Annotated in this window: 1 rRNA gene; it reads left to right on the forward strand. The window is 49.5% G+C overall.

Annotated features, from left to right (window positions below):
- Window positions 1–222: ribosomal RNA gene (locus Ctaglu_RS24905) — 16S ribosomal RNA — on the forward strand; the annotation flags it as partial.

Here is a 222-nt window from a genome sequence, read left to right on the forward strand (position 1 = left end):
TTAGCGGCGGACGGGTGAGTAACACGTGGGTAACCTGCCTCAAAGAGGGGAATAGCCTCCCGAAAGGGAGATTAATACCGCATAATATGTTTTGATCGCATGATTGAAACATCAAAGGATTTTTCTTTTAGAGAATTCCACTTTGAGATGGACCCGCGGCGCATTAGCTAGTTGGTGAGGTAACGGCCCACCAAGGCAACGATGCGTAGCCGACCTGAGAGG

This window comes from Clostridium tagluense (genome assembly GCF_003865095.1).
Lineage (GTDB): Bacteria > Bacillota > Clostridia > Clostridiales > Clostridiaceae > Clostridium_AD > Clostridium_AD tagluense.